Consider the following 20,017-nt stretch of genomic DNA (forward strand, 5'->3'; position numbering starts at 1 on the left):
CGTTGTCCCTCTCGGGTCGCAGGCACGCGACCCTGTCTCAAACTCGGAAGGGCCCGTCGGGGCCCCTCCGTCCGCAAGATTGCGAAAAAGGGATCAGACGGCGAACATCAGCAGCAGAGCGACGAGGAACGAGAAGATCCCCAGTGCTTCTGCGAATGCGATGCCGATGAACAGCGTTGCGGTTTGACCAGCGGCTGCCGACGGATTGCGCAGGGCACCCGACAGGAAGTTGCCTGCAACGGTGCCCACACCGATTGCCGAACCACCCATACCGATACAAGCCAGACCTGCACCGATGTAAGCACCCATTTGAACGATATCGCCTTCCATAGTCGTCACTCCTAAAGTTGGAATTGGCTTGAGTAGATTAACGCGATCCTTGGATCGACCTTAGTGTGCGGGATGCAGCGCGTCTTTCAGATAGACGCAGGTCAGGATCGTGAAAACATAGGCCTGGATGAAGGCAACAAGCACTTCGAGGCCGTAGATTGCAGTGATGGCCAGCACGGACACGGGAGAGATCAGCGCGATGGCGGCAAAGCCTGCGAAAACCTTCATCACCGCGTGACCGGCCATGATGTTGCCCGCAAGCCGGATCGAATGCGAAACGGGGCGGACGAAGTAAGAGATCACCTCGATCAGCGCAAGGATCGGACGCAGCGGCAGCGGTGCCGCAGTCACCCAGAACAGGCCAAGGAAGCCCATGCCGTTCTTGATGAAACCGATCACGGTCACGGCGACGAACACGAAAAGTGCCAGCAGAGCGGTGACAGCGATATGCGAGGTGGTGGCAAAGCTCATCGGCAGCAGGCCGAGGAAGTTTGCGAAAGTGATAAAGGAGAAGATCACCATGATATAGGGGAAGAATTTCAGCCCCTCTTTACCACAGATGTCTTCGACCATCTTATGGCCCATGCCGTAAAACAGCTCGGCAATGGACTGCGCACGGCTCGGTACGATGCCGCGGCCACGGGTGCCGACAACCAGCACCAGAACGATTGCGATGATGGCAATCGCCATCCACAGGGTTGCATTGGTAAGCGTATACCAGTGCACCGGACCCTCACCCACCAGAGGGGAGACCACGAACTGGTCCATCGGGTGGAAAGCCATCTCGCCCGACCCTTCGGTCACAATCGCAATGAGGAGCATCAGGATCACAACGGCGAACAAGATGTAGCTGATCATCTTGGACGAACCATTGGCGTTCGAAGTGCTTTCCGCCACGTCTATTTTCCCTCTTCATCAGCCGCAGAACCGGCCTCAGGTTTCGCATTTATCTCTGCAGCGGTACGCATCATCACGCGCACCCCCGCAATCAGCCCCAGCAGAACGAAGATGATCATGAAGATCGGCAGCGTTCCCAACAGGACATCAAGCCCGTAGCCGATCCCGAAACCAATCCCCAGCCCCGACACCAGCTCTATGACCATGCGCCAGGCAAGCTCGGATTGCGCGACACCGCCGCGCGGTGCGTCCTCGGCCTGCCCAGACGCCTGCTTGGAGACTTTCGCAAGCCGGTCTTCGAGCGCTTTCAAACGTTCGGGATCAGGCTCGTTGCTCATCTCTCAGGCCCTTGGTCGTGTTAAGGCTGTGATAGACGTCACGGCGCAGTGAGTCAACGCTGTTGGCGCCATCAAGAAACTTTCTCAACCCATTGCTTTCTTTGTTTTTTCATCCTTTCGGCAAAGCGGAATGGCTGCGACAATATGACCGCATCGGTGAATTGGCTCAAAATGCAAATTCAACCCATCGGTTGACCATTGTTGAAAAAGCTCAATAAGGTAGCGCATGACCGCGCCCGCACCGACCCATCTCGACACGATCTTTGCCGCCCTCGCTGACCCGACACGGCGGGAGATCCTGCGCATGCTTCTGGAAGACGATATGGCGGTGACCGATGTCGCCAGCCCGTTCGACATCTCGCTGGCCGCGATCTCGAAACATCTCGCGATCCTCAGTCAGGCAGGGCTTATCAGTCAGGAGAAACGCGGTCGGGTGAAATGGTGCAAGCTCGAACCCACCTCCATGAGCGAGGCGATCATCTGGATCCAGAGTTTCGGCCAGTTTCAGGCGATAGATCTTGATGCGTTCGAGCGGTTTGTGGAAAGCGAACTCCGGCTTCCCGAAGAGTAAGAGAAAAGACGACGGGGCCGGAATCTTCGTTCCAGCCCCCCCTGCCCTGTCTTGCCCGAAGGGGTTACAGCCCGTGCGTGCCGCAATACCGGTTGCGGGCCGGTGACACCCATCCCGAGGGCGGCGCTTCGGGGGTGAAGATTTCGACCTTGAGCGGATAGCAGGCGGCAGTGTCCGAGCTATGCTCGGCAGAGCAATCTCCACCGGGACAGGCCGACAGCGCGCCGACAAGGTCGATCTCGGCGAAGATATCCATGTAATCGCCCGGCCGGACAGGGCTCGCTTTCATGAAATACTGCCCCGTGTCGCGGGTAAAACCGGTGCACATGAAGATATTGAAGACATCATGCACATGCCGCTCGGCCTCCGCCAGCGCCATGCCTGTCTCTTGCACCAATGCGCGTGTCAGGTTGGAATGGCAGCAATGATGATACTGCGCCCCGTCACTGAGCAAAGCATGGGTATAGGGGTCGCAACGGGTGCCGATCACATCATGGACCGAACCGCCATCGGCATCGATCCCGTACCAGTCAAGGCTGTCATCCACGATCGTGGCCATCGGGCGCAGCGTCGGAAAGGATGACCAGAACCGGTCGCCGGTCGAAAGATGGGTGCCATGCAGCGCGCGGGTCTTTCCCGAGTAGAAACGTTCGGAGAAATCTGCCGACCACAGGTTGAGATCCCCGACCTGCGGCCCCTCCACAGAAGAAATCCGGAAGAACTGCCCCGCCTTTACATGGAAGCAGCGCCCGTCACGCGGGGGCACAATCACTTCGTCACTCTTCGTGGCCCCTGCCCGTGCCGCGCGATAGGCGGCAAGATCCGGTTTGGGCAGGGTCTCCACCGGATAGCAGATCACCGGCGCGATGGATTTGCGAGCCGCCGCATCTTGGGGCGCGGCATGCTCGGGGGTAGCTAACTTCATGAAGACCTCTCCTAAAACGACAAAACCCCGGCCAATCCAACCGGGGTTTCCATCTGCCCTAAGACCGGAGGTCAGGCGGTATAGTAGCCATACATCTCATCAAGAACAGCGATGTTTGCCGGCTTCTCCTCAATATCCTTCCGGGCCGATGCCTCCACCCGCGAACTGGGCACATAATAGGCAAGAGCGTCTTCATGCTTCAGAGCGGACTCGGCCGTTTCGGGGAATTTGACGATTTGATTCATGGAACTCTCCAGTGTTTCCGAGTTCCTCCCTGCACGCCTACATAAAGCTTTTATGACGTCTGGCTATGGGCACAACCGCAAGGCTTACATGCATTCGCTGCAATGCAATATGCAAAACGTGCCTTTAAAATGCCAACGCCCCCGACAAAGCGGGGGCGGGACAACAGCATGGAGATACGGATCAGACCGCGCGTTCGACCATCATCTGCTTGATCGCGGCAATGGATTTCGCCGGATTAAGACCTTTCGGGCAGGTCTTGGTGCAGTTCATGATGGTGTGGCAGCGATACAGCTTGAAGGGGTCTTCCAGCGCATCCAGACGCTCGCCGGTGGCCTCATCGCGCGAGTCGATGATCCAGCGGTAGGCGTGCAGCAGGGCTGCCGGACCCAAGTAGCGGTCCGAGTTCCACCAGTAGCTGGGGCAGGAGGTCGAGCAGGACGCGCACATAACGCATTCATACAGACCATCCAGCTTCTTGCGGTCTTCGATGGACTGCTTCCACTCTTTTTCCGGACGGTTGGTCTTGGTTTCCAGCCACGGCATGATCGACGCGTGCTGCGCATAGAAATGCGTCAGATCGGGGATCAGGTCTTTCACCACCGGCATGTGCGGCAGCGGGTAGATCTTGACCACATCGGTCTTGATCTCGTCGAGACCGAAGATGCAGGCCAGCGTGTTATGGCCGTCGATATTCATCGCGCAGGACCCGCAGATCCCTTCGCGACACGAGCGGCGGAAGGTCAGCGTGGGGTCGATCTCGTTCTTGATCTTGATCAGCGCGTCCAGAACCATCGGGCCGCATTTCGCCAGATCGACGAAATAGGTGTCGACCCGCGGGTTCTCACCATCTTCCGGCTCCCAGCGATAGATCTGGAATTTGCGGACGTTTTTGCCTTCCGGCTTCGGCCAGGTCTTGCCGACCCGGATCTTCGAATTCTTGGGTAGGGAAAACTGAACCATGTTTCTACCTCCGATCATGTGTGGACGAGGGGCGCCGCTGCGTATCTAGCTTCGTCGCGAAGCCCCTCGGATAAATCTCGCAACCGTGCCCGGACCTCCCGGGCAGCGGATCACCTGTCATAAAGCGGTGTTTGTGGCAGTTGGCCGGAATACTGATACACGCAATTCTTATAAACCTCGCTCGGGTCGCGGAACGTGTCCGTAGAAATCCCGAGTTTGACATCATAAGCCGTTGCCGGTTTTCCGTCCCGCACGCCCAATCCCACAGAACCGGAGATCGGACGCGCCTCTTGCACACGCGTAAGGCAGATTTTCTCTGCCTGAGCGACCGGAACCTTCGCGCATCCCAGCAGCGCAAGCGCGCTACCAAGAGCCAGCCCCAGCCGCCCCCGCATCAGTAGACCCGCTTCTTCGGCTTGATCTTGGCCAGATCGATGCCGCCATCCTCGAATTTGGTCAGCGGGTCGATATGGACAGGGCGATAGGTCAGGTCGACATTCGCCCCTTCCACACGCATGATCGAGTGCTTGCGCCAGTTGACGTCGTCGCGATCCGGATAATCCTCATGGGCATGGGCACCGCGCGATTCCTTGCGGGCCTCTGCACCAACGATGGTCGCCATCGCGTTCGGCATCAGGTTGGTCAGCTCGAGGCTTTCCATCAGATCCGAGTTCCACACCAGCGAACGGTCGGTCACGGACAGATCGTCGATCTTGGAGGCCACGGCCTTCATCTTCTCGACGCCCTCTGCCAGCGTCTTGTCGGTACGGAACACGGCCGCATCGGCTTGCATCGTGCGCTGCATTTCCAGACGCAGATCTGCCGTCGGCGTACCGCCTTTGGCATAGCGGATCGCGTCGAACCGCGCGAAGGCCGCATCGACCGCCTTGTAGTTCATCGCAGGGTTGGGCGCGTTCGGGTCGAGGATCTCGCCCGCTTTCAGCGCCGCCGCACGACCGAACACCACGAGGTCGATCAGCGAGTTCGAGCCCAGACGGTTGGCACCATGCACAGAGGCACAGCCCGCCTCGCCCACAGCCATCAGGCCGGGAACGATGGCATCGGGGTTGTCTGCGGTCGGGTTGATGACCTCGCCCCAATAGTTGGTCGGGATACCGCCCATATTGTAGTGCACCGTCGGCAGAACCGGAATCGGCTCTTTGGTCACATCGACGCCCGCAAAGATCTTCGCGGATTCCGAGATGCCCGGCAGACGCTCGTGCAGTGCTTCCGGCGGAAGGTGCGAGAGGTTCAGGAAGATGTGGTCTTTATGCTCGCCCACACCGCGACCTTCGCGGATTTCCATCGTCATGCAGCGCGAGACCACGTCACGGGACGCCAGGTCCTTATAGGTCGGTGCATAACGCTCCATGAAGCGCTCGCCTTCGGAGTTGGTCAGGTAACCACCCTCGCCGCGCGCGCCTTCGGTGATCAGACAGCCCGAGCCATAGATGCCGGTCGGGTGGAACTGAACGAATTCCATATCCTGCAGCGCCAGACCCGCACGGGCCACCATGCCGCCACCGTCGCCGGTGCAGGTATGGGCCGAAGTGGCCGAGAAATAGGCGCGGCCATAGCCACCGGTCGCCAGAACGACGGTTTTCGCCGAGAACAGGTGGAAGGTGCCGTCATCCAGTTTCCAGCACAGCACGCCCACACAGGACTTGCCGTCTTCCGACATGATCAGGTCGATGGCGAAATATTCGATGTAGAATTCGGCGTTGTTCTTCAGCGACTGACCGTAAAGCGTGTGCAGGATCGCGTGACCGGTCCGGTCGGCGGCGGCACAGGTCCGTTGCACGGGCGGGCCTTCACCGAATTCGGTGGTGTGGCCGCCGAAGGGACGCTGGTAGATCTTGCCTTCTTCGGTGCGCGAGAACGGCACGCCGTAATGTTCAAGCTCGTAGACGGCCTTCGGGGCCTCACGCGCCAGATATTCCATCGCGTCGGTATCACCCAGCCAGTCGGACCCCTTCACGGTGTCGTAAAGGTGCCACTGCCAGTTATCGGGGCCCATATTGGCCAGCGAGGCGGCGATACCGCCCTGTGCTGCCACCGTATGCGAACGGGTCGGGAAAACCTTGGTGACACAAGCGGTGCGCAGACCCTGTTCCGCCATGCCCAGCGTCGCGCGCAGACCGGCGCCACCGGCACCGACCACCACGACGTCATATTTATGCGTCTCGTATTCGTAAGCTGAAGCCATATCAGATCTTCCTAATCGGAGTCTTGCGCTTAGAGCGCAATTTTGACGAGAGAGAACAGACCGGCCACGATCAGGATATTCGCCAGAGCCGAGGTCGCTACAATCGCCATTTTTTCGCAAGTGCCGTGCATGTAGTCCTCGATTGCCTCATGGACCTCATGTTTGACGTGGTTGATGATCACGGTCATCGTCAGACCGACGACGATCGCTGCAACCGGATTTTTGAAGAAGGCAATGACTTCTTCGTAGCTGCCGCCATAGACGGCGCCAAAGGTAAAGATGAACACCGGAACCGCGATGACCATCAGGATCGAGCTGACGATCATCTTCCAGTGATGCTGCGTGCCGCCGCCCGAAGCCCCGAGACCTACGGCGCGCTTACGATCGGTAAGATATCTCATAGCCACCCTCCTCAGAGCACGATGATAGTGAAGAGCATCAGGACAGTGGCCCCGATGAACATGCCGCGGCCCATGGTCTCGGAGCTTTTGATGTCGAGCGCATAGCCGAAATCCCAGATCACGTGACGCAGGCGGCCAAGCATATGGTACCAAAGCGCCCAGACGGCGCAGATCATCAGCAGGTCACCGATAAAGCTGCGCAGCAGGCCGTCCATAACGGCGAAGGCACCCGCCGAGGTGGCAGCCGTCAACAGCCAGAGCACGATCAGCACCGCAAAGCCGAAGGTGGCGATGCCGGTGATGCGGACGGTGATGGATGAGATCGAGGTCATCTGCGGGCGGTAATACTGCCCGATCATGAAGGGGGAAAGGGGTCTCTCAACCCGTTTCGTTTCTGCCATAGTGGGTCCCTCTGTCGCTTGGCCCCGAAATTCGCGCGGCAAAAGACGATCGGCTATTGCTACGGGCGCCGCGGGGCTGGCCGGAATAATGTCTGGCACATGCATAGGACGATCTGTCGCAGGTGTCACGCGCCACGACTAGAAAATTTGTGCTGTTTCACTCAAAAGAGATACGAAAATTTCATTTGTGATCACATGAATTCGCAGCGTGATCACATTTTCAGCGCTAACAATTCATGAGTGTTTTTGTCAGTTTACAAAAACACATTCAGAGAGTCGCGGCTGTATTCGGGGCGATTATTCCACGGAAAATGCCCGCGAAGAGGCATCGCGGGCATCGAAACACAGACGAGGCGGCGCTTAGCGGCGCAGCGGCAGGCCGTTCTTGTCTTTCATCGAACCGACCACAAGGCGGACGAAATCGATCAGCGACCAGATGCCCAGACCACCAAGGGTCAGCAGCATCAGAATGCCGGTGCCGATCTTGCCAAGATAGAAACGGTGCACGCCCAGCGAACCAAGGAAGAAGCACAGAAGCACGGCAGGCACAAAGCCCTTGGTCGATTCCGCCATAGCGGTGGTTTGCGGCTCGATCGGGGTCGCGGTCATGGAAATCTCCAATATGAGGGAAGGTCAAACAGGTGTTGATGCAAGGCAGACCAGCCGCCCCTGTCCATCCCGCTCCTGTTCCGTGATCAGCTTGTAGAACACGATGATCGTATGCAGCACATCCGCCAGCAAAAACAGAAGGGCCAACGGATTGTCATGCAGGAACAATGCGATGGTGACGACAAACAGGGCGAAGTCGACCAACCCGTGCAAGATATTTCCCAAATAGAAGTGATGGACACCCATCACACCGAAGATGCCGCATAGGCAAACCGCAGTTCCGTAGGATTTAGGAGATCGCGTGGCACTCATTACAGGTCTCAAAACGGGTCGCAACAATGTGAGCCGTTTGCGTTACCTTGGCCGCGCGATCAACCCCTAAAAACACTTTCCTATTTCCGAATGCATTGAAATTCAATGCATTACGATCACATCGGGCACAACGCCCAGTAGTCCAGATCCAACAGGACATCGGGCAGATATTTGCCATCCTCGCCGCGCAGGGCAAAGGGGGAGGCTGTCGCCTTTACTGCCACCAGACGCAACCGCAACGCCCCCACTCCGGGTGCGGAAGTTTCAGCCTTATCAATCACTTCCGACCATGCTTTGACAGTATCCCCCGAGAAGCACGGATTGGCATGCGCGCCGCCATTGAGCGCCACGATCATCTGCGCATTGGCCAGCCCGTTAAAAGACAAGGCCCGCGCCATAGAGATGATATGGCCGCCATAGATCAACCTCTGGCCGTCAGGGCGGAAGGTCGCATCGAAATGCACTTTGGCGGTATTTTGCCAAAGGCGGGTCGCCAGCATATGTTCGGCTTCCTCAATCGTGACGCCATCCACATGGTCGATCTTCTCGCCGATCTCGTAATCGCCCCAGCGATGCGGCTCGCCCGCAAGGTCGAAATCATAGCCCGTGAAGTCCAGCCCCTCGGGCAGCACCAGATCTGCCGGATCCACCACCGTCTTCAGATCGGGCAGCACGGTCTCGGGCGCGGGCGCATCGGGATTGCCTTTGCGCACCATCACCCAGCGCACATAGTCCATAACCGTCTCGTCACGCTGGTTCAGACCACGGGTGCGGACATAGACCACACCGGATTTGCCGTTGGAATTCTGCTTGAGCCCGATCACCTCGGATTCAGCGCGCAGCGTATCACCCGGATAGACCGGAAGATGCCAGCGCCCCTCGGCATAGCCCAGATTGGCCACGGCATTCAGCGACACATCCGGCACCGTCTTGCCAAAGACCACATGGAACGTCGCCAGATCATCGATGGGCGAGGCAGGCAGGCCACAGGACCGCGCGAACGCATCGGAGGAATACAGCGCCCCACGCGCCGGATAAAGCGCATGATACAGCGCCCTCTCCCCCCCCGATACGGTGCGGGGCACGGCATGTTTCAGCACCTGCCCCACTGTGTAATCCTCGAAGAACCGGCCCGAATTCGTCTTGGCCATGCCCGCACTCCTCCCGTTTCAGGGGCGCGTTACAGCTGCCCCAGTTTCAGATCGGGCGAATAGTCGCCCTCGACAATTTTCGTCACCGCCTGCCCGCAGCGCATCACGCCCTTGGCCGCATCAAACGCATATTGCGGATCGCCCTGCAGCACCCATCCCTTGGACAGCGCCTCGGTGACCTTGTGGCAGAATTCGCTCGTATCATCTGCCGTGAGAAAACGATAAGCCTTCATGTCCCGCTCCTTTAGCCGAAAACCGGATAGCCAAAGGCATAGTGCACAAGCGCGATTGCGCCATATACAATAACAGTGCCAAGGATCGCGAAGATCTCCATCTTGACACCTTTGCCTTTGGGCCGGACCCACGCCGTGCGGCTGATCAGCACCATCTCGACAAGCGCCCAGATGCCGATGCCGCCAAAGAGCACGAAGCTGGGCGTGTCGCCATTGACCAGCAGGTGGGCCACAGCCCACAGGACCACGCCCAGCAGCATCGGATGGCGGTAGACCTGCGCGATCTTGGTCTTCATCCCCGCCGCCGCAAAGAGATAGACGGCAACCAGCATCAACAGGTTGTTGATCCCCGTCACGGCAGGACTGCGCCCCCAGAAAAATGCCCCGTCGGCGCTGCGATAGCCGATGACCATCAGCACAAGCGACAGGACCAGTAGCCCCGAAACCATCGCCCGCCCCTGCGGACCCATCTTCGCGCGCGCTTCGGGCGCCAGCCGTTTGAACAAATGCGCCAGTGCCCAGATAACGACACCGAGGATAAGAAGGATCATTGGCTTACTCCGCTTGGCTTAAATCCGTGCGGAGATCGCCTCTGCTTTTGCAAGGATCTGCCGCGCTGTCACGATATGCAGATTTTCAACGATCTTACCATCGACAACCGCAACGCCCTGCCCGTTGGCCTGCGCCTCGTCAAAGGCCGCAATCTGGCGTCGGGCGAGATCGATCTCGGCCTCGGAGGGCGCGAAGGCGGCATTGGCAACCGCAAGCTGCGCGGGGTGGATCAGGGTCTTGCCGTCAAAGCCCATATCACGGCCCTGATCACATTCAGCCCGCAGCCCCTCTTCGTCCTTGAAGGCATTATACACCCCGTCGACGATAATCTTGCCATAGGCCTTGGCGGCCAGCAGGCACAGGCCAAGCCCCGGCAGCATCGGCAGACGGTCGGCACGGAAACGCGAACCAAGCTCTTTGGCCAGATCATTGGTGCCCATGACCATGCCCTGCAAGCGCGGATGGGCGGCAATGGCCTGCGCGTTCAGCATCCCAAGCGAGGTTTCCATCATCGCCCAAAGCGGCACTTCCGCCACCAGATCGGCAACCGCGTCCAGATCGGCAGGTGTATTCACTTTGGGGATCAGGATCGCATCGATCTTCGCGCCCTCGCGCAGGGCCCGCGCCATGCTCAGCACGTCTTCACGGCCCCAATCAGTGTCCAGCCCGTTCACCCGGACGATCCGCGCACGATTGCCATAATCGGCTGTTTTCAAAGCCGAAACCAGAATATCCCGCGCATTGACCTTTTCATCAATCGCCACGGCATCCTCGAGATCGAAGATGATCGCGTCACATTCAAGACCCGTCGCTTTTTCAAGCGCCCGCTCTTTCGACCCCGGAATATAAAGCACCGAGCGATAAGGCTGTGCCGACATGATTCTCCTCCCATCCTTCGATGCGGAATAAAAGATCACAAAAAGAAAACAAATTGCAACATAATTTCTGCCGCGACGCAGAATATTCCTTTTATGCGCGGCAGCCCGGTTTCTTTCTGCGCCGTTAACCTTCTTTTCGCGAGTTGAGCGCAGTTTAGTGCACAGGACATATCACAACCAATGGGCGATTCATGCAAAAGAAGCTTTTTGCCCTCTCTCTGGGCTTCCTCGCGCTTATCCTTGCCGCGCAAAACCTGCGGGCCGAGACAAATGCCTGTGGCAAACGGGCCGATATCGTTGTCGAACTTGCCAACCGCTATCAGGAAACACGCCGCAGTACCGGCATTGCCGCCAATAATACATTGATGGAACTCTTCGCGGCAGAGAGCGGATCATGGACGCTGCTTGCGACCACCCCCAATGGAACAAGTTGCCTGATCGCTTCGGGGCTGAACTATAAGTCCGCGCCCCAAAAGGTTGAAACCTCCGACACATACAGACCCAAAAAAGAGATCTAGTGGCCCAGAAAAACGGGTTTTTTGCGCCAAGGGCTACGGCGGCTGTCACGGATAAGTGATTGTAGTCACTCAGGTTCCCTGCTGGCGGGGCCGTACACCACGGCATACATAACACGCTTAAGCTGCAGGAAACCGTGCGCTGCTCTTGCCTAAAGCTTAAAAACCCCCTACCCATCACCCGTCACTTATATCCATCCCACGACGGAGGAATTCATGGCCCGACCCAAGATTGCGCTTATCGGCGCAGGTCAGATCGGTGGTACTCTCGCCCATCTTGCAGCCCTCAAAGAACTTGGCGACGTCGTCCTGTTCGACATTTCCGAAGGCACCCCGCAGGGGAAAGCCTTGGACATCGCCGAATCCGGCCCGTCCGAAGGCTTTGACGCCACGCTGAAAGGCACCACGGACTATGCCGATATCGCAGATGCAGATGTCTGCATCGTGACGGCCGGCGTGCCGCGCAAACCCGGCATGAGCCGCGATGACCTTCTGGGCATCAACCTCAAAGTCATGAAATCGGTCGGCGAAGGCATCAAGCAATATGCCCCGAACGCATTCGTGATCTGCATCACCAACCCGCTCGACGCGATGGTCTGGGCGCTTCAGAAATTCTCCGGCCTGCCCGCCGAGAAAGTCTGCGGCATGGCAGGCGTGCTGGATTCGGCCCGCTTCCGCCACTTCCTCGCGACCGAGTTCAACGTCTCCATGAAAGACGTCACCGCTTTCGTTCTGGGCGGCCACGGCGACACTATGGTGCCGCTGGCACGTTACTCGACCGTTGCCGGCATCCCGCTGCCCGACCTCGTCGAGATGGGCTGGACCACGCAAGAGAAGCTTGACGCGATCATCCAGCGCACCCGTGACGGTGGCGCCGAGATCGTTGGCCTGCTGAAAACCGGTTCGGCCTTCTATGCTCCGGCGACTTCGGCGATCGAGATGGCGGAAGCCTATCTCAAGGACCAGAAGCGCGTTCTGCCCTGTGCGGCCTATGTCAAAGGCGCGCTTGGCCTTGACGGCATGTATGTCGGCGTGCCGACCGTGATCGGTGCTGGCGGCATCGAGCGTGTTGTCGACATCAAGATGAACAAAGACGAGCAAGCCATGTTCGACAAATCGGTTGACGCGGTGAACGGTCTGGTCGAGGCCTGCAAAGGTATCGACAGCTCGCTGGCCTGAGCCATAGCGATGTTTCACGTGAAAGGCGCGGCTTCGGCTGCGCCTTTTGCATTCTGTCTTCGCCCCGACCTTTGCGCTAACCGGTAAAGGCTTCGGCCAGAAAAGCCTGCGCATCAAAGCCCAGCCTCTCTTTTGCCTTGGCCACCAATGCCTCTTCATGCTCCAGCAGCAAACGGTCAAAGCCCGCAGGCGAGAAATCAAGCTCGGGAAACAGGGCCTGCGCATGCGACAGGACAGGGCAGGCAATGCGCTCGGCCAGATCGCGCTGCACCAAAGCCACCTCTTCCGCCTCGGTCATCCCTTGCACCGCAAACCAGTGATCCCACAATGCCTGCGGATCCCGCGCCAGACGCGCCGCCTCCTCGAATTGCGCCACCCTCGGCGCCGCATAGGGCACCGGCGCGCCAGAAACCTGCGTCAGCGCGCGGCGCATCATTTTAAGGATATAATGCAAAGGGGTGAGCCCGTCGAAATGCGTCAGGCGCGCGTTATAGGAAGGCCGGTAAGGCAGGGTGACCGTCCCGCCCGGTGCGTCCCAATGCTCGGTCGGATGGTGCACCCCCAGCACATAGCCCTGCCCCGTGCGCATACAGGCCTTACCCGCGATATGCCCCGAGACGCCACGGTTGAGAAACCGCGCGCGCGGACCGTAGAACGCCGCCCCCTCTTCGGCAAACGCATCCCAGCGCTTGCGGAAGACCCCCTGAAAGATATCGCCCCCCGTGACGCCCGGAACAAAGGTCCGCTCCAGCACTTCCAGCCGTAGCCACGCCTTCTCGCGGGTCTTTTCCAGTTCCCATGACAAGGGGCGTTCAAGATGGACGAATTCATCGGCATCACAATGGATTATCCAGTCCATCGCAGTTTCATTCGCGATCCGTGTCGCATGATATTTCTGCCGCGCCTGATGGCGGTTCGGGCGCCGCGCCTTCCAGTGCAGCGCCCAGCCGTCCTCGCCTGAACGATGGACGAAACACCCCGAGACGCCGCGCAAAAGCGCCTCGGTCGGCGGGTCGGGACGATCGAAGACCACATGCACCTCCCCTGCCCCGATGGCCACGTGATGGGCGACCCAAGCCGCCATCAGGGGGGCGGGCTCGTCCATCAAGCCGACCACAGCCCATTGCGGATGATCCGGCGCGCGGTTCGACATTGTCATTGGCACATCACTTTCCCCTGTTACGATCAGGCTTCGAAGATTCGACCCATTTTGCCCAAGCGAAAGTTGAATCGCTAACAGAATCTTGCTTGTGATCACACCCGATAAGGCTGTGATCACAAAAGACGGATTTCCGCTCACATCTGAGCGCGCAGGGCAATTTGAGCTTGTCAGCCTGCGACAATCTGTACCAGTCTGCCGCAAATCGCACCAGCATGGGACGGAGATCATGAACATTCATGAATATCAGGCGAAGCAGCTCCTCAAGAGCTACGGCTGCCCGGTTTCGGAGGGTCGCGCGGTTCTGAAGGCAGAGGAGGCCAAGACCGCAGCAAGCGAACTCGACGGACCGCTTTGGGTTGTGAAGGCACAAATCCACGCCGGTGGCCGTGGTAAAGGCCATTTCAAAGAGCCGGAAGCCGGCGAAAAGGGCGGCGTGCGCCTGGCCAAATCGGTGGAAGAAGCCGAAGCGATGGCCAAGCAAATGCTGGGCAAGACGCTGGTGACACACCAGACCGGCCCCGCAGGCAAGCAGGTCAACCGCATCTATATCGAAGACGGTTCGGACATTGACCGCGAACTGTATCTGGCGCTTCTGGTAGACCGCCAGTCGAGCCGCGTGTCGATCGTATGCTCGACCGAAGGCGGTATGGATATCGAGGAAGTCGCCGCAGCGACCCCCGAAAAAATCCTGTCGTTCTCGATCGATCCGGCGGCGGGCTACCAAGCCTATCACGGGCGCCGTGTGGCCTTCGCGCTGGGTCTCGAAGGGGGTCAGGTCAAACAGATGGTCGGTCTTCTGGCCAAGCTCTACCAAGCCTTCATCGAGAAGGACATGGAGCAGCTCGAGATCAACCCGCTGATCGTCATGCCCGATGGCAACCTCAAGGTGCTGGACGCCAAAGTCGGCTTTGACGGCAACGCGCTTTACCGTCACCACGACATCCAGGCCCTGCGCGACGAGACCGAGGAAGATTCCAAGGAACTCGAAGCGTCGAAATACGACCTGAACTACATCGCGCTCGACGGCGAAATCGGCTGCATGGTGAATGGCGCGGGTCTGGCGATGGCCACGATGGACATCATCAAGCTCTATGGCGCAGAGCCTGCGAACTTCCTTGATGTGGGCGGCGGCGCGACCAAAGAAAAGGTCACCGAGGCCTTCAAGATCATCACCTCCGACAAGAACGTCAAAGGCATTCTGGTCAACATCTTCGGCGGCATCATGCGCTGCGACATCATCGCGGAAGGCGTTCTGGCCGCCGTGAAAGAAGTCGGCCTGCAGGTTCCGCTGGTTGTCCGCCTTGAAGGCACCAATGTCGAAAAAGGCAAGGAAATCATTGCGACTTCCGGCCTGAACGTGATTGCCGCAGACAACCTGTCGGACGGCGCAGAGAAAATCGTGAAAGCGGTGAAAGGCTAAGATCATGGCAGTTCTCGTCAACGAAAACACCAAAGTCATCTGTCAGGGCTTCACCGGCTCGCAGGGGACCTTCCACTCGGAACAGGCCATCGCTTACGGCACCAAGATGGTTGGCGGCGTGACCCCCGGCAAAGGCGGCCAGAAGCATCTGGACCTGCCGGTGTTCAACTCGGTCCATGAAGCCAAGCATGTCACCGAAGCGAATGCGACCGTGATCTATGTTCCCCCGCCCTTCGCGGCCGACTCGATCCTTGAAGCGATCGACGCGGAAATGGAACTGATCGTCTGCATCACCGAGGGCATTCCGGTGCTCGACATGATGAAGGTCAAGCGCGCGCTGATCGACAGCAAATCGCGCCTGATCGGACCGAACTGCCCGGGCGTCATCACCCCCGACGCCTGCAAAATCGGCATCATGCCCGGCCATATCCACAAGCGTGGCTCGGTCGGCGTTGTGTCGCGTTCGGGCACCCTGACCTACGAGGCCGTCAAACAGACGACCGATATGGGTCTGGGCCAGTCCTCGGCTGTGGGCATCGGCGGCGACCCGATCAAAGGCACCGAGCATATCGATGTGCTCGACATGTTCCTTGACGATCCGGAAACCCAGTCGATCATCATGATCGGGGAAATCGGTGGTTCGGCGGAAGAAGAAGCCGCAGAATTCCTCGCCGAGCAGAAGAAAAAAGGCCGTTGGAAACCGGTTGCGGGCTTCATCGCAGGCCGCACGGCCCCTCCGGGCCGCCGCATGGGCCACGCAGGCGCAATCGTCGCTGGCGGCAAAGGCGATGCGGAATCGAAGATCGAAGCCATGAAATCGGCAGGGATCGTCGTGGCAGACAGCCCCGCAACGCTGGGCGAAGCCGTGATGAAAGCCATCAAAGGCTAAGGACTTGACTACCGGTGCCCGCGCAGGTGATTTGCGCGGGCCCTCGGCGCCGATTGGGTGCCGCTCGGCAGAGCTGAGCAGAGATGGCTTCTCTGTTTTGCCCTTCCGAGGTCGCTTTCGAAAACGTCAGCCCGATAAAAGGTCGGGTAGAGGACGGAATGATGAAAAGACGGATTGCAGACTTGCTTAAAAACACCCGGACCGCGCCTGGTCAGGGTGGCCTTTCTGCTTTGGGCCACGCGATCATTCCGCATGCTTCGGTATCAGGGAGTTTTTCTCTTAACTCTATGCAGTTTTCCGCGCGCGGAGCGACAGCTCTTGATAATGCGGAAACTTTCTCTCCGACTTACTCTGCAAATGGCGTCCGCATGGCACGCGCAAACATGCCGCGAAGAAGGGCTTTCAACATGAACACCACGAAGACAACCAGTTTCTTCCGTCTGGGCAAAGCCGCTTTGCTGGGGGCTTGCGCGGTCGGGCTGACGGCCTGTGGTCCGGGTAACTATTGGGGGAGCGGAAAAATTCACGAGCAGGCCGACACCGCCGGTTCGGAAATTCAAGATCAGATGGTGAAAGCCGCCCCCGGCCCAATCACCACAGGGCCTATTGTCGGTCGCAGCAAGGTTCCGGCGGGCACCACCCCGACCGGTGACACAGGCTATGCGGTGGCCAACAGCGCCCGCACCAACGGGACAATCGTCAACGGACAGGCAGCTCGGTGCACGAGCGCCAATGACTGGTCCAAATACTCTGACGGCTGTGCACATGCCGCGGGCTTGTCTGCGGCGAGCCAGCCCTACATCTCGCCTTACAGCAAGTAAGGCCCAACTTCGTATCACGGTCCGCGACACGCGCGGGCCGCTCCAAACCCATCCACCTGAACAGGTGACCATATGAACGACGAATCTCCAAACAGCCAATTCCAGGCATCCAGCTTCCTTCAGGGGGGCAATGCCGAATATGTCGAGCAGCTCTATGCCCGTTTTGCCAATGATCCGACCTCGGTCGACGCGGCATGGGCAGAGTTCTTCCGCACCCTGCATGACGATGAAACCAGCGTCAAGAAATCGGCCTCCGGTCCCAGCTGGGAACGCCGTGACTGGCCGGCTTCGGCGCCGAGCGAGATCATGGGGGCCCTGACTGGCGAATGGCCCGTGGCCGAAGCCAAGGATGCAGGCAAGAAAATCGGCAAGAAAGCCGAAGAAAAAGGTGTCAAGCTGGACGAGGGCGCGATCCAGCGCGCCGTTCTGGATTCCGTGCGCGCGCTGATGCTGATCCGCGCCTACCGGATCCGTGGCCACCTTGCCGCAGATCTCGACCCGCTGAAAATGCATGACGATGTTCCGCATCCGGAACTCGACCCCAAATCCTACGGCTTCACCGATGCCGATATGGACCGCCCGATCTTCCTTGATAAGGTGCTGGGGCTGGAAATCGCCTCGATGCGCCAGATCATGGAGATCGTGAAGCGCACCTATTGCGGCACCTTCGCGCTGCAATACATGCATATCTCGGACCCCGAGCAATCGGCATGGCTGAAAGAACGTATCGAAGGCTATGACAAAGAGATCACCTTCACCCGTGAAGGCCGCCGCGCGATCCTGAACAAGCTGGTCGAGGCCGAGGGCTTCGAGAAGTTCCTGCATGTGAAATACATGGGGACCAAGCGCTTCGGTCTGGACGGTGGCGAGGCTCTGATCCCCGCGATGGAACAGATCATCAAGCGCGGTGGCAATCTCGGTCTGAAAGAGATCGTCATCGGCATGCCGCACCGCGGCCGCCTGTCGGTGCTGTCGAACGTGATGATGAAGCCCTATCGCGCGATCTTCAACGAATTCCAGGGCGGCTCGTTCAAGCCGGAAGACGTCGATGGCTCGGGCGATGTGAAATATCACCTTGGGGCGTCTTCGGACCGCGAGTTCGATGGCAATAAGGTCCACCTTTCGCTGACCGCGAACCCCTCGCACCTTGAAGCCGTGAACCCCGTTGTTCTGGGCAAGGTCCGTGCGAAACAGGACCAGCTGAACGATAGCGAGCGCCGCGAGGTTCTGTCGATCCTGCTGCACGGCGATGCGGCCTTTGCGGGCCAGGGCGTTGTGGCGGAATGTCTGCAGCTGTCGGGCATCCGTGGTCACCGCACCGGCGGCACGATCCATATCGTGGTGAACAACCAGATCGGCTTCACCACCGCGCCGCATTTCTCGCGCACCTCGCCCTACCCGACCGATATCGCCCTGATGGTGGAAGCGCCGATCTTCCACGTGAATGGCGATGATCCGGAAGCCGTTGTGCATGCCGCGAAAGTGGCGACAGAGTTCCGCCAGAAGTTCCTCAAGGACGTCGTTCTGGACATCTTCTGCTACCGCCGCTTCGGTCACAACGAAGGCGACGAGCCGATGTTCACCAACCCCGCGATGTATACCAACATCAAGGGTCACAAGACGACGCTGCAGCTTTACACCGAGCGTCTGGTGAAAGACGGCCTGATCCCCGAGGGCGAGATCGAGGATATGAAAGCCGCCTTCCAGGCGCATCTGAACGAAGAGTTCGAATCGGGCAAGACCTTCAAGCCGAACAAGGCTGACTGGCTTGATGGCCGCTGGAAGAACATGGAGCGCGAGGGTCAGGTCTATGACGCGGGTTCCACCGCGATCTCGGAAGAGACCTATAACGAAGTCGGCAAGGCGCTGGTAAGCGCGCCCGACGATTTCAACATGCACAAGACCGTGGCGCGTCTGCTGGACAACAAGACCCAGATGTTCGAGACCGGCAAGGGCTTTGACTGGGCAACCGGCGAGGCACTGGCGTTCGGCTCGCTGCTGTCGGAAGGCTATCCGGTGCGTCTGGCCGGTCAGGATTCGACCCGCGGCACCTTCAGCCAACGTCACTCGGCCTTCATCGACCAGAAAACCGAAGAGCGTTACTACCCGCTCAATCACATCAAGGCAGGCCAGTCCCGCTACGAGGTGATCGACTCGGCGCTGTCCGAATATGCGGTTCTGGGCTTTGAATATGGCTACTCGCTGGCAGAGCCGAATGCGCTGACCCTTTGGGAAGCCCAATTCGGTGACTTCGCCAACGGCGCGCAGATCATGTTCGACCAGTTCATCTCCTCGGGCGAACGCAAATGGCTGCGGATGTCCGGTCTGGTGATGCTCTTGCCGCATGGCTTCGAAGGCCAAGGCCCCGAGCACTCCTCGGCGCGTCTGGAACGCTTCCTGCAGATGTGCGCGGAAGACAACTGGATCGTCGCGAACTGCTCCACGCCCGCAAACTACTTCCACATCCTGCGCCGCCAGATCCACCGGAATTTCCGTAAACCGCTGGTTCTGATGACGCCGAAATCGCTGCTTCGCCATCCGAAAGCGATCTCGACCAAGGAAGATTTCATCACCGGTTCCTTCTTCCACCGCGTCCTGTGGGACGATGCGGAAAAAGGCAATTCCGATATGAAGCTCAAACCCGATGCCGATATCAAACGCGTCGTGATGTGTTCGGGCAAGGTCTATTACGACCTGCTGGCCGAACGCGATGCGCGCGGTCTTGATGATGTCTATCTGCTGCGTGTCGAGCAGTTCTACCCGTTCCCCGCGAATTCGCTGACGAACGAGCTGAGCCGCTTCAAAGGCGCAGAGATGGTCTGGTGTCAGGAAGAACCGAAGAACCAGGGCGCCTGGTCCTTCATCGAACCGAACCTGGAATGGGTCTTGTCGAAACTCGACGCCAAACATTCCCGCGCCCGCTATGCAGGCCGTGCCGCTTCCGCTTCGCCCGCAACGGGTCTGGCGAAATCGCACAAGGCCGAGCAGGACGCGCTCGTCAATGATGCACTGGAGGGATAA

Annotated in this window: 24 protein-coding genes; 7 read left to right on the plus strand and 17 right to left on the minus strand. The window is 59.0% G+C overall.

The features are described 5' to 3' along the window. Positions 1 to 93: 93 nt before the first annotated feature. The 3 genes from WDB86_RS07770 to WDB86_RS07780 all read right to left on the minus strand — a co-directional run bounded on the left by WDB86_RS07770 (position 94) and on the right by WDB86_RS07780 (position 1,565). Entirely contained in the window at positions 94 to 330 is a 237-nt protein-coding gene (locus tag WDB86_RS07770; RefSeq protein WP_339109046.1) for a F0F1 ATP synthase subunit C, read from the minus strand. A 60-nt stretch (positions 331 to 390) separates the two neighbouring features. After that, positions 391 to 1,152: a F0F1 ATP synthase subunit A gene (locus WDB86_RS07775; RefSeq protein WP_339109471.1), complete on the minus strand. Its 762-nt coding sequence runs from the start codon at positions 1,150 to 1,152 to the stop codon at positions 391 to 393. 77 nt (positions 1,153 to 1,229) lie between these two features. Next, a complete protein-coding gene (locus tag WDB86_RS07780) occupies positions 1,230 to 1,565 on the minus strand; it encodes an AtpZ/AtpI family protein (RefSeq protein ID WP_339109045.1) in 336 nt (111 codons plus the stop codon). Positions 1,566 to 1,791: 226 nt separating this feature from the next. Between WDB86_RS07780 and WDB86_RS07785 the strand changes: the two genes are divergently transcribed. Then, positions 1,792 to 2,136, plus strand: a complete 345-nt coding sequence (locus tag WDB86_RS07785; protein WP_339109044.1) for a metalloregulator ArsR/SmtB family transcription factor — start codon at positions 1,792 to 1,794, stop codon at positions 2,134 to 2,136. A gap of 64 nt (positions 2,137 to 2,200) precedes the next feature. Here the strand turns inward: WDB86_RS07785 and WDB86_RS07790 are convergent, their stop codons facing one another. From WDB86_RS07790 to WDB86_RS07850, 13 genes are all read right to left on the minus strand, one after another. After that, positions 2,201 to 3,061, minus strand: a complete 861-nt coding sequence (locus WDB86_RS07790; protein WP_339109043.1) for a DUF1989 domain-containing protein — start codon at positions 3,059 to 3,061, stop codon at positions 2,201 to 2,203. A 71-nt stretch (positions 3,062 to 3,132) separates the two neighbouring features. Next, positions 3,133 to 3,306 carry a hypothetical protein gene (locus WDB86_RS07795; RefSeq protein WP_339109042.1) on the minus strand — a complete coding sequence of 58 codons (174 nt, stop codon included), beginning with the start codon at positions 3,304 to 3,306 and terminating at the stop codon, positions 3,133 to 3,135. A 181-nt stretch (positions 3,307 to 3,487) separates the two neighbouring features. After that, complete coding sequence (locus tag WDB86_RS07800; RefSeq protein ID WP_339109041.1) at positions 3,488 to 4,267, minus strand: succinate dehydrogenase iron-sulfur subunit; 780 nt, start codon at positions 4,265 to 4,267, stop codon at positions 3,488 to 3,490. A 110-nt stretch (positions 4,268 to 4,377) separates the two neighbouring features. Continuing rightward, positions 4,378 to 4,662 carry a hypothetical protein gene (locus tag WDB86_RS07805; RefSeq protein ID WP_339109040.1) on the minus strand — a complete coding sequence of 95 codons (285 nt, stop codon included), beginning with the start codon at positions 4,660 to 4,662 and terminating at the stop codon, positions 4,378 to 4,380. Then, positions 4,662 to 6,473, minus strand: a complete 1,812-nt coding sequence (gene sdhA, locus WDB86_RS07810; RefSeq protein ID WP_339109039.1) for a succinate dehydrogenase flavoprotein subunit — start codon at positions 6,471 to 6,473, stop codon at positions 4,662 to 4,664. The genes WDB86_RS07805 and sdhA overlap by 1 nt, the downstream gene beginning before the upstream one ends. Positions 6,474 to 6,502: 29 nt before the next feature. Beyond that, on the minus strand, positions 6,503 to 6,874 hold the full coding sequence (sdhD, locus tag WDB86_RS07815; protein ID WP_339109038.1) for a succinate dehydrogenase, hydrophobic membrane anchor protein: 372 nt from the start codon (positions 6,872 to 6,874) through the stop codon (positions 6,503 to 6,505). A gap of 11 nt (positions 6,875 to 6,885) precedes the next feature. Continuing rightward, a complete protein-coding gene (gene sdhC / locus WDB86_RS07820) occupies positions 6,886 to 7,275 on the minus strand; it encodes a succinate dehydrogenase, cytochrome b556 subunit (protein ID WP_339109037.1) in 390 nt (129 codons plus the stop codon). Between the two features lie 360 nt (positions 7,276 to 7,635). After that, positions 7,636 to 7,884: a TM2 domain-containing protein gene (locus WDB86_RS07825; RefSeq protein ID WP_406720272.1), complete on the minus strand. Its 249-nt coding sequence runs from the start codon at positions 7,882 to 7,884 to the stop codon at positions 7,636 to 7,638. A 24-nt stretch (positions 7,885 to 7,908) separates the two neighbouring features. After that, a complete protein-coding gene (locus WDB86_RS07830; RefSeq protein ID WP_339109035.1) occupies positions 7,909 to 8,196 on the minus strand; it encodes an NINE protein in 288 nt (95 codons plus the stop codon). 116 nt (positions 8,197 to 8,312) lie between these two features. After that, the gene (locus WDB86_RS07835) at positions 8,313 to 9,347 is read right to left on the minus strand and encodes a MaoC family dehydratase (RefSeq protein WP_339109034.1); all 1,035 of its coding nucleotides are present in this window, start codon (positions 9,345 to 9,347) and stop codon (positions 8,313 to 8,315) included. Positions 9,348 to 9,376: 29 nt separating this feature from the next. Next, complete coding sequence (locus tag WDB86_RS07840) at positions 9,377 to 9,580, minus strand: DUF1737 domain-containing protein (protein WP_339109033.1); 204 nt, start codon at positions 9,578 to 9,580, stop codon at positions 9,377 to 9,379. Between the two features lie 11 nt (positions 9,581 to 9,591). Beyond that, positions 9,592 to 10,131: an NnrU family protein gene (locus WDB86_RS07845; RefSeq protein WP_406735635.1), complete on the minus strand. Its 540-nt coding sequence runs from the start codon at positions 10,129 to 10,131 to the stop codon at positions 9,592 to 9,594. An 18-nt stretch (positions 10,132 to 10,149) separates the two neighbouring features. Further along, positions 10,150 to 11,010, minus strand: a complete 861-nt coding sequence (locus tag WDB86_RS07850) for a CoA ester lyase (protein ID WP_339109031.1) — start codon at positions 11,008 to 11,010, stop codon at positions 10,150 to 10,152. A 191-nt stretch (positions 11,011 to 11,201) separates the two neighbouring features. Between WDB86_RS07850 and WDB86_RS07855 the strand changes: the two genes are divergently transcribed. Both WDB86_RS07855 and mdh read left to right on the plus strand, forming a co-directional pair. Next, entirely contained in the window at positions 11,202 to 11,528 is a 327-nt protein-coding gene (locus WDB86_RS07855) for a hypothetical protein (RefSeq protein WP_339109030.1), read from the plus strand. Positions 11,529 to 11,741: 213 nt separating this feature from the next. Continuing rightward, complete coding sequence (gene mdh / locus WDB86_RS07860) at positions 11,742 to 12,704, plus strand: malate dehydrogenase (protein WP_406735636.1); 963 nt, start codon at positions 11,742 to 11,744, stop codon at positions 12,702 to 12,704. Positions 12,705 to 12,780: 76 nt separating this feature from the next. Here the strand turns inward: mdh and WDB86_RS07865 are convergent, their stop codons facing one another. Next, on the minus strand, positions 12,781 to 13,863 hold the full coding sequence (locus WDB86_RS07865) for a glycosyltransferase family 2 protein (RefSeq protein ID WP_406735637.1): 1,083 nt from the start codon (positions 13,861 to 13,863) through the stop codon (positions 12,781 to 12,783). Between the two features lie 229 nt (positions 13,864 to 14,092). On the opposite strand from WDB86_RS07865, the gene sucC reads away from it, so the two are divergent. The 4 genes from sucC (at position 14,093) to WDB86_RS07885 (ending at position 20,017) form a co-directional block, all read left to right on the plus strand. Continuing rightward, positions 14,093 to 15,286: an ADP-forming succinate--CoA ligase subunit beta gene (gene sucC / locus WDB86_RS07870; RefSeq protein ID WP_339109027.1), complete on the plus strand. Its 1,194-nt coding sequence runs from the start codon at positions 14,093 to 14,095 to the stop codon at positions 15,284 to 15,286. Between the two features lie 4 nt (positions 15,287 to 15,290). Continuing rightward, on the plus strand, positions 15,291 to 16,175 hold the full coding sequence (sucD, locus tag WDB86_RS07875; protein ID WP_339109026.1) for a succinate--CoA ligase subunit alpha: 885 nt from the start codon (positions 15,291 to 15,293) through the stop codon (positions 16,173 to 16,175). 83 nt (positions 16,176 to 16,258) lie between these two features. Next, positions 16,259 to 16,996, plus strand: coding sequence for a hypothetical protein (locus tag WDB86_RS07880; protein WP_406735638.1), 738 nt, complete (start codon positions 16,259 to 16,261; stop codon positions 16,994 to 16,996). A gap of 72 nt (positions 16,997 to 17,068) precedes the next feature. Then, positions 17,069 to 20,017, plus strand: coding sequence for a 2-oxoglutarate dehydrogenase E1 component (locus tag WDB86_RS07885; protein WP_339109024.1), 2,949 nt, complete (start codon positions 17,069 to 17,071; stop codon positions 20,015 to 20,017).

The sequence above is a fragment of the Thioclava sp. GXIMD4215 genome, from assembly GCF_045291555.1.
GTDB classification, from domain to species: Bacteria; Pseudomonadota; Alphaproteobacteria; order Rhodobacterales; family Rhodobacteraceae; genus Thioclava; species Thioclava litoralis.

Excerpts from the sequence above, each read along its gene's own strand:
- WDB86_RS07800 (WP_339109041.1), bottom strand. The coding sequence starts at position 4,267 with ATGGTTCAGTTTTCCCTACCCAAGAATTCGAAGATCCGGGTCGGCAAG.
- WDB86_RS07825 (WP_406720272.1), bottom strand. The coding sequence starts at position 7,884 with ATGACCGCGACCCCGATCGAGCCGCAAACCACCGCTATGGCGGAATCG.
- WDB86_RS07855 (WP_339109030.1), top strand. The coding sequence starts at position 11,202 with ATGCAAAAGAAGCTTTTTGCCCTCTCTCTGGGCTTCCTCGCGCTTATC.
- WDB86_RS07830 (WP_339109035.1), bottom strand. The coding sequence starts at position 8,196 with ATGAGTGCCACGCGATCTCCTAAATCCTACGGAACTGCGGTTTGCCTA.
- WDB86_RS07850 (WP_339109031.1), bottom strand. The coding sequence starts at position 11,010 with ATGTCGGCACAGCCTTATCGCTCGGTGCTTTATATTCCGGGGTCGAAA.
- WDB86_RS07770 (WP_339109046.1), bottom strand. The coding sequence starts at position 330 with ATGGAAGGCGATATCGTTCAAATGGGTGCTTACATCGGTGCAGGTCTG.
- WDB86_RS07880 (WP_406735638.1), top strand. The coding sequence starts at position 16,259 with ATGGCTTCTCTGTTTTGCCCTTCCGAGGTCGCTTTCGAAAACGTCAGC.
- sdhD (WP_339109038.1), bottom strand. The coding sequence starts at position 6,874 with ATGAGATATCTTACCGATCGTAAGCGCGCCGTAGGTCTCGGGGCTTCG.
- WDB86_RS07865 (WP_406735637.1), bottom strand. The coding sequence starts at position 13,863 with ATGACAATGTCGAACCGCGCGCCGGATCATCCGCAATGGGCTGTGGTC.
- WDB86_RS07805 (WP_339109040.1), bottom strand. The coding sequence starts at position 4,662 with ATGCGGGGGCGGCTGGGGCTGGCTCTTGGTAGCGCGCTTGCGCTGCTG.
- WDB86_RS07840 (WP_339109033.1), bottom strand. The coding sequence starts at position 9,580 with ATGAAGGCTTATCGTTTTCTCACGGCAGATGATACGAGCGAATTCTGC.
- WDB86_RS07795 (WP_339109042.1), bottom strand. The coding sequence starts at position 3,306 with ATGAATCAAATCGTCAAATTCCCCGAAACGGCCGAGTCCGCTCTGAAG.
- WDB86_RS07845 (WP_406735635.1), bottom strand. The coding sequence starts at position 10,131 with ATGATCCTTCTTATCCTCGGTGTCGTTATCTGGGCACTGGCGCATTTG.
- WDB86_RS07885 (WP_339109024.1), top strand. The coding sequence starts at position 17,069 with ATGAACGACGAATCTCCAAACAGCCAATTCCAGGCATCCAGCTTCCTT.
- WDB86_RS07785 (WP_339109044.1), top strand. The coding sequence starts at position 1,792 with ATGACCGCGCCCGCACCGACCCATCTCGACACGATCTTTGCCGCCCTC.
- WDB86_RS07775 (WP_339109471.1), bottom strand. The coding sequence starts at position 1,152 with ATGCTCCTCATTGCGATTGTGACCGAAGGGTCGGGCGAGATGGCTTTC.
- mdh (WP_406735636.1), top strand. The coding sequence starts at position 11,742 with ATGGCCCGACCCAAGATTGCGCTTATCGGCGCAGGTCAGATCGGTGGT.
- sucC (WP_339109027.1), top strand. The coding sequence starts at position 14,093 with ATGAACATTCATGAATATCAGGCGAAGCAGCTCCTCAAGAGCTACGGC.
- WDB86_RS07790 (WP_339109043.1), bottom strand. The coding sequence starts at position 3,061 with ATGAAGTTAGCTACCCCCGAGCATGCCGCGCCCCAAGATGCGGCGGCT.
- WDB86_RS07780 (WP_339109045.1), bottom strand. The coding sequence starts at position 1,565 with ATGAGCAACGAGCCTGATCCCGAACGTTTGAAAGCGCTCGAAGACCGG.
- sdhA (WP_339109039.1), bottom strand. The coding sequence starts at position 6,473 with ATGGCTTCAGCTTACGAATACGAGACGCATAAATATGACGTCGTGGTG.
- sdhC (WP_339109037.1), bottom strand. The coding sequence starts at position 7,275 with ATGGCAGAAACGAAACGGGTTGAGAGACCCCTTTCCCCCTTCATGATC.
- WDB86_RS07835 (WP_339109034.1), bottom strand. The coding sequence starts at position 9,347 with ATGGCCAAGACGAATTCGGGCCGGTTCTTCGAGGATTACACAGTGGGG.
- sucD (WP_339109026.1), top strand. The coding sequence starts at position 15,291 with ATGGCAGTTCTCGTCAACGAAAACACCAAAGTCATCTGTCAGGGCTTC.